The organism is Methylobacterium sp. FW306-05-D, assembly GCF_058782155.1.
In genome coordinates this window covers 1-5,481 of record NZ_JBYSXL010000089.1, presented here as the reverse complement: position 1 = coordinate 5,481, position 5,481 = coordinate 1, and the positions used below count along the sequence as shown (strand labels likewise).

The 5,481-nt window shown below is 71.0% G+C and carries 7 protein-coding genes; 5 read left to right on the top strand and 2 right to left on the bottom strand.

Annotated features, from left to right (window positions below):
* Positions 1–29: 29 nt before the first annotated feature.
* Entirely contained in the window at positions 30–1,067 is a 1,038-nt protein-coding gene (gene pstS / locus AC3WLN_RS20995) for a phosphate ABC transporter substrate-binding protein PstS (protein ID WP_492484504.1), read from the bottom strand.
* 353 nt (positions 1,068–1,420) lie between these two features.
* Here pstS and AC3WLN_RS20990 point away from each other — a divergent pair, with 353 nt between their 5' ends.
* Positions 1,421–2,308: an HpcH/HpaI aldolase/citrate lyase family protein gene (locus AC3WLN_RS20990; RefSeq protein WP_492484502.1), complete on the top strand. Its 888-nt coding sequence runs from the start codon at positions 1,421–1,423 to the stop codon at positions 2,306–2,308.
* Positions 2,305–2,796, top strand: a complete 492-nt coding sequence (gene dut, locus AC3WLN_RS20985; RefSeq protein ID WP_492484500.1) for a dUTP diphosphatase — start codon at positions 2,305–2,307, stop codon at positions 2,794–2,796. The genes AC3WLN_RS20990 and dut overlap by 4 nt, the downstream gene beginning before the upstream one ends.
* Before the next feature lie 10 nt (positions 2,797–2,806).
* Here dut and AC3WLN_RS20980 read toward each other — a convergent pair whose 3' ends face one another.
* On the bottom strand, positions 2,807–3,013 hold the full coding sequence (locus AC3WLN_RS20980) for a DUF3606 domain-containing protein (RefSeq protein ID WP_492484498.1): 207 nt from the start codon (positions 3,011–3,013) through the stop codon (positions 2,807–2,809).
* A 210-nt stretch (positions 3,014–3,223) separates the two neighbouring features.
* Here AC3WLN_RS20980 and motA point away from each other — a divergent pair, with 210 nt between their 5' ends.
* From motA to AC3WLN_RS20965, 3 genes are read left to right on the top strand one after another with little or no spacing between them, the layout of a single operon-like run.
* Positions 3,224–4,096 carry a flagellar motor stator protein MotA gene (motA, locus tag AC3WLN_RS20975; RefSeq protein WP_463773671.1) on the top strand — a complete coding sequence of 291 codons (873 nt, stop codon included), beginning with the start codon at positions 3,224–3,226 and terminating at the stop codon, positions 4,094–4,096.
* Between the two features lie 2 nt (positions 4,097–4,098).
* The gene (locus tag AC3WLN_RS20970; protein WP_492484495.1) at positions 4,099–5,031 is read left to right on the top strand and encodes a flagellar motor switch protein FliM; all 933 of its coding nucleotides are present in this window, start codon (positions 4,099–4,101) and stop codon (positions 5,029–5,031) included.
* The gene (locus tag AC3WLN_RS20965) at positions 5,015–5,335 is read left to right on the top strand and encodes a hypothetical protein (RefSeq protein ID WP_492484493.1); all 321 of its coding nucleotides are present in this window, start codon (positions 5,015–5,017) and stop codon (positions 5,333–5,335) included. Before AC3WLN_RS20970 ends, AC3WLN_RS20965 begins: the two co-directional genes overlap by 17 nt.
* The last annotated feature ends 146 nt before the right edge of the window (positions 5,336–5,481 follow it).

Here is a 5,481-nt window from a genome sequence, read left to right as displayed (position 1 = left end):
CTCGCGGGCCGGGGCCCGCGAGGTCCGGCTCACATGTTGAGGACGGGCTTGCCGTCCTTGCCCTTGATCTCCTTCCACGCGTCGTGGATTAGGCCGACGACGGCGTCGGGCAGCGGCACGTAGTCGAGGTCGGTGGCGAGCTTGTCGCCGTTCTTGTAGGCCCAGTCGAAGAACTTCAGCACGTCGGCGGTCTTGGCCGGGTCGACCGGGTCCTTGTGGACCAGGATGAAGGTCGCGGCGGTGATCGGCCAGGCGCCCTCACCGGCCTGGTCGGTCAGCGAGATGCCGAAGCCGGGGGCGGACTTCCAGTCGGCGCTGGCGGCGGCGGCCTGGAAGGCCTTGTCGTCGGGCTGCGGGAACTTGCCGGCCTTGTTCTGGATCAGCGTGTAGCTGAGCTTGTTCTGCTTGGCGTAGGCCGACTCGACGTAGCCGATGGCGTTGGGGACCTGCTTGACGGTGGCGGTGACGCCCTCGTTGCCCTTGCCGCCCTGGCCCACCGGCCAGCTCACCGTGGTGGCCGCACCGAACTCCTTCTTCCAGGCCTCGGAGGCCTGGGAGAGATAGGTGGTGAAGATGTTGGTCGTGCCGGAGGCGTCCGAGCGGTAGACCGGGGTGATGTTGGCCTCGGGGAGCTTCAGGCCCTCGTTGAGCTTGGCGATCTTGGGGTCCGACCACTTGGCGATCTTGCCGGCATAGATCTCGGCGATGAGCTCGCCGGTGAGCTTCAGCTTGCCCGGCTCGACGCCCGGGATGTTCACCACGGTGACGACGCCGCCCATGACGGTGGGGAACTGGACGAGGCCGTCCTTCTCCAGGGCGGGGCCCTTCAGCGGCGCGTCGGTGGCGCCGAAATCGACGGTCTTGGCCTGGATCTGCTTGATGCCGCCGCCCGAGCCGATCGACTGGTAGTTCAGGCCCATGCCGCTGTCCTTGCGGTAGGCCTCGGCCCACTTGGAGTAGACCGGGAAGGGGAAGGTCGCGCCGGCTCCGGTGATGTCGGCCGCCCGGGCGGGGGCGAGGGTGGCGAGGCCGAGGCCCACGAGGGCGGCGAGGGTCGTGAATTTCATGTGCTGGTCTCCTGGGAGAGCGTGCAGCGGCCCGGGAACGAAGCCCCGCGCCGTTGTGCACTGCGCCATACGGTCGCTTGGACCAAGGCGGTATGACGATTGCGCGACAGTTCGATGACAGACGGCCGTGCCCCAGGGCGACCGGGCGCGATCCGGGCAGTTTGCCGGGCAGTTTGCCGGGGATGGCCGGACGGAACCGTCGCCCAGGCGCGGACCGGGTCCGCGCCTTGAATCGGAATCCGCGGGAGGCTATCGCCGGGTCCGAGGGTGAGTCGCGTCCGCCAGGGACCGGGACGGCCCCGCTGCCGGGTGCGGCCGCACGGCGCCCGACTCTCTCAGGCAAGGGATGCGCCATGACCGAGATCCGCCCGCGCCGCAGCGTCCTGGCGATGCCGGGGTCGAACCCGCGCCTGCTGGAGAAGGCCCGCACGCTCCCCGCCGACGTGGTGATGATCGACCTCGAGGACGGGGTCGCGCCCGAGACCCGGGCCGCCACGCGGGAGGCGGTCGCCCGGGCGGTGTCCGAGGGCGGCTTCGGCCCGCGCGAGGTCGTGGTCCGGATCAACGCCCTGGAGACGCCCTACGGCGAGGCGGATCTGGCCGCCATCGCGCCGGCCGGGCCCGACGCCATCGTGGTGCCGAAGGTGACGGGCGCCGATGCCCTGGTGGCGGTGGGCTCGCGCCTGCGCCGCCTCGGCGCGCCGGACCGGACCCGGACCTGGGCGATGATCGAGAGCCCGATGGCGATCCTGCACCTCGCCGACATCGCGAGCTCGGCCCGGGACGTCGACACCCGCCTCGCCTGCCTGATGGTCGGGCCGAACGACCTCGCCAAGGCCAGCCGCCTGCGCCTGGGCGTGCCGGGCCGCCCCGCCCTGATGCCCTGGCTGATGAGCGTGATCGCGGCCGCCCGCGCCTACGAGATCGACGCCATCGACGGCATCTACAACGATTTTCGCGATGCGACGGGCTTCGCGGCCGAGTGCGCGCAGGGACGCGATTGCGGCTTCGACGGCAAGATGCTGATCCACCCCGACCAGATCGCCCCGGCCAACGCCGCCTTCGGCCCGGGCGCGGACGAGGTCGCCTGGGCTCGGCGCGTGCTCGCCGCCTTCGCCGAGCCGGAGAACCGCAACCGCGGCGTCATCGGCCTCGACGGCAAGATGGTGGAGCGCCTGCACGCGGCCGAGGCGACCCGCACCGTCGCCCTGGCCGACGCCATCGCGGCCCGGACCGCGTGAACCCCGACCTCGCCGTCGAGATCCGGCTCCTCGACGCCCGCCTCGCCGGCTGGGGTTTTCCCCGCTGGGGCTCGGCCCAGGCCGCGGGCCTCGACCTCCATGCCTGCCTGGACGCGGCCCTGGAGCTGGCGCCGCAGGGCCCGCCGGCCCTGATCCCGGCCGGCTTCGCCCTGGCGATCCGCGACCCGGCCTGGTGCGGCCTCGTCTTCCCGCGCTCCGGCCTCGGCCATCGCGAGGGCCTCGTCCTCGGCAACGGCACCGGCGTGATCGACGCCGATTACGAGGGCCCGCTGATGATCTCGGCCTGGAACCGCAACCCGGACGGGCCCGGCCTGCGCATCGAGCCCGGCGACCGCATCGCCCAGCTCGTCTTCAGCCGCGTGACCCGGCCGGCGCTCACCATCCGCGACGCCTCCGGGGCGAGGGAATCCTCCGGAGAGCCCGGCGCGCGCGGCAGCGGCGGCTTCGGATCGACCGGACGCCGCTGACGGAACGTCCTCAGACGATGCCGCTGCCCTCGAAGGGCCAGGGCCGGCCGAGCTGCGCGGCCACCTTGGCGGGCTCGTGGCCCACCGCCGCCACGGCGGCCTCGACCTCCTCGCGCGGCACCTCGAAGCGGCGGGCCCAGTAGGCCAGGGTCCAGGGCTCCGAGACGTTGACGGTGGCGGGCTCGTGGTCGTTGCCGGAGGTCGGGGGGCTGCTCATGGCGGGTCTCGCGCAGGGATCGGTCCCTCCCTAACGCGCGGGCCGGCCGCCGGTGCGTTTCTTCCGCGCGCCGACCGCCCCCCCCGAAGCCCGCCGTCCCGCGCGAGCGGCCCTGCCGGCCCCGCGCAAGCGATCCTGCCAGCCCCGCGCAAGCGATCCTGCGTAGGTCCGCTGCATCGGATTTCTCACCCCCATCGGAGGCGTAGAGCCTTGGGCGTTCTGATCGGCCTCGTCATCGCAATCGGCTGCATGCTCGGCGGCTTCGTCGCCATGGGCGGACACCTCGTCGTGCTCTGGCAGCCCTGGGAGTTCGTCATCATCGGGGGGATGGGGGCGGGCACCTTCGTGATGGCCAACCCGATGAAGACGGTGGTGGATTCGGGCAAGGCGAGCATGGACGCCCTCACCGGCAAGGTGCCCAAGCGCAAGGACTACCTGGCGATCCTCGGCCTGCTGCACGCCCTGATGCGCGAGCTGAAGACCAAGCCCCGCAACGAGGTCGAGCCGCATCTCGACGACCCGGCCAATTCGGAGATCTTCAAGGCCTATCCGGACGTCGCCAAGAACGCCGACCTGGTGCTCTTCATTTGCGACTACGCCCGCCTGATCCTGATCGGCAACGCCCGCGCCCACGAGATCGAGGCGCTGATGGACGAGGAGATCAGCGGCTACCGCAAGGACCGCCTCAAGCCCTACGGCGCCGTGACCACGGTGGCCGAGGCGATGCCGGCGCTCGGCATCGTGGCGGCGGTGCTCGGCATCGTGAAGGCGATGGGCGCCCTCGACCAGTCGCCCCAGATCCTCGGCGGCCTCATCGGCGCCGCACTCGTGGGGACATTCTTCGGGGTGTTCATGTCCTACGGCGTGCTGGCCCCCTTCGCGATCAAGATCAAGACCATCCGCGAGAAGCAGAACCACGTCTACGTCATCGTCAAGCAGACCCTGATCGCCTACATGGGCGGGGCGGTGCCGCAGATCGCCGTCGAGCATGGCCGCAAGGGCATCTCGCTGGGCGACCGGCCCACCATCGACGAGGTCGAGAACGCCACCGTCAATGGCGGCGCACAGCGCGAGGCCGCCTGAGCATGGATTCCTCCGCCGGGAACGCCGCCGACATCCGGGCGCGCCTGATCGAGGCCGGGGGCCTGTCCCTCGACCGCATGCCGATGCTGAACGTGGTGTTCGACCGCCTCACCTCGGCCTGCTCGGACAACCTCAAGCCCCTCGTCGCCTCGCCGGTCTACTTCGCCTTTCACGGCTTCGGCAGCGGCCGCTTCGGCGAGATGCTCGACGCCTACGAGAACAACGCGGTGGCGGGCATCTTCCACGCCCCCGAATGGGACAGCCACATCCTGGTCGGCCTCGACCGGGACTTCCTCTTCACCCTGGTGGAGGCCCTCTTCGGCGCCGACGGGGCCGAGCCGCCGGTGGAGGACGAGCGCGCCTTCTCGAGTCTCGAGATCCGGCTGGCCCAGACCATCCTCGAACAGGTCGGCAAGGCCCTCGAATCCTCGTTCTCCCTGGTCTCCGCGACGCCGTTCCGGCTGGAGCGGACCGAGACCCGGATGGAATTCGCGGTGATCGGCGGGCGCAACAACAAGGCCGTGGAGGCCAAGTTCACGATCCAGGCGCTGAACCGCGGCGGCGAGATGTTCCTCATCCTGCCCCAGTCGGTGATCAACCCGATGCGCCCGGCCCTCTCGAAGGTGCTCACCGGCGACACCGCCGCGCGCGACCCGAAATGGACGCAGCAGATCGCCAGCGAGGTGCAGAAGGCGGAAGTGACCCTGCGGGCGGTGCTCGAGGAGCGCCTGCTGACGCTGGGCGAGATCGCCGACCTCAAGGTCGGCCAGATCATCGGCCTGGACGCGACGCCCACGACGCGGGTGAAGCTCGAGGGCAACGACCGGCCGCTGTTCTGGTGCCACATGGGCCAGGCCCAGGGCTCCTACGTATTGCGGGTCGACGAGGCCATCGCACAGGACAAGGAAGGCAGGGTCGATGACACCGTGGGTTGACACCATCCTCCTCGTGGCCCTCGTGGCGACGAGCGCCTGCGTGGTGCCGATGTACCTCAAGCTGAAGCGCCTCGACCGGACCCAGGCCGAGTACGGCCGCATCCTGACCCAGTCCGGCCACGCCCTGGCCCAGGCGGGCGACGCGGTGCGCAATTTCAGCACCGAGGGCCGCGCGATCCTGGAGGACCTCGACGAGCGCCTGGCCGAGGCCCGCCAGATCCTGGCGGACCTCGAGGCCGCCCGGCGCGGTCCCGCGGCCACAGGCGGCACGCAAGTGGCCGCGCAGGGCACGCAGGGCCGCTAATGCGCGCCGATCCGCTTGCGCCCCGGCCGACTTTCCCCGATCCTTTCCCCTCCGCTGCCAGCCGACCCTCCCCTGACCTTCGATTGCAGCCCCTGACGAGCGGACGATGAGCAACAGCCCCTTCGACGACGCGGACCTCTCCGCCG

What these genes read in the sequence shown, in the direction of transcription:
- pstS (WP_492484504.1), bottom strand. Translation starts at nt 1,067, where the DNA reads ATGAAATTCACGACCCTCGCCGCCCTCGTGGGCCTCGGCCTCGCCACC.
- AC3WLN_RS20990 (WP_492484502.1), top strand. Translation starts at nt 1,421, where the DNA reads ATGACCGAGATCCGCCCGCGCCGCAGCGTCCTGGCGATGCCGGGGTCG.
- AC3WLN_RS20970 (WP_492484495.1), top strand. Translation starts at nt 4,099, where the DNA reads ATGGATTCCTCCGCCGGGAACGCCGCCGACATCCGGGCGCGCCTGATC.
- AC3WLN_RS20965 (WP_492484493.1), top strand. Translation starts at nt 5,015, where the DNA reads ATGACACCGTGGGTTGACACCATCCTCCTCGTGGCCCTCGTGGCGACG.
- AC3WLN_RS20980 (WP_492484498.1), bottom strand. Translation starts at nt 3,013, where the DNA reads ATGAGCAGCCCCCCGACCTCCGGCAACGACCACGAGCCCGCCACCGTC.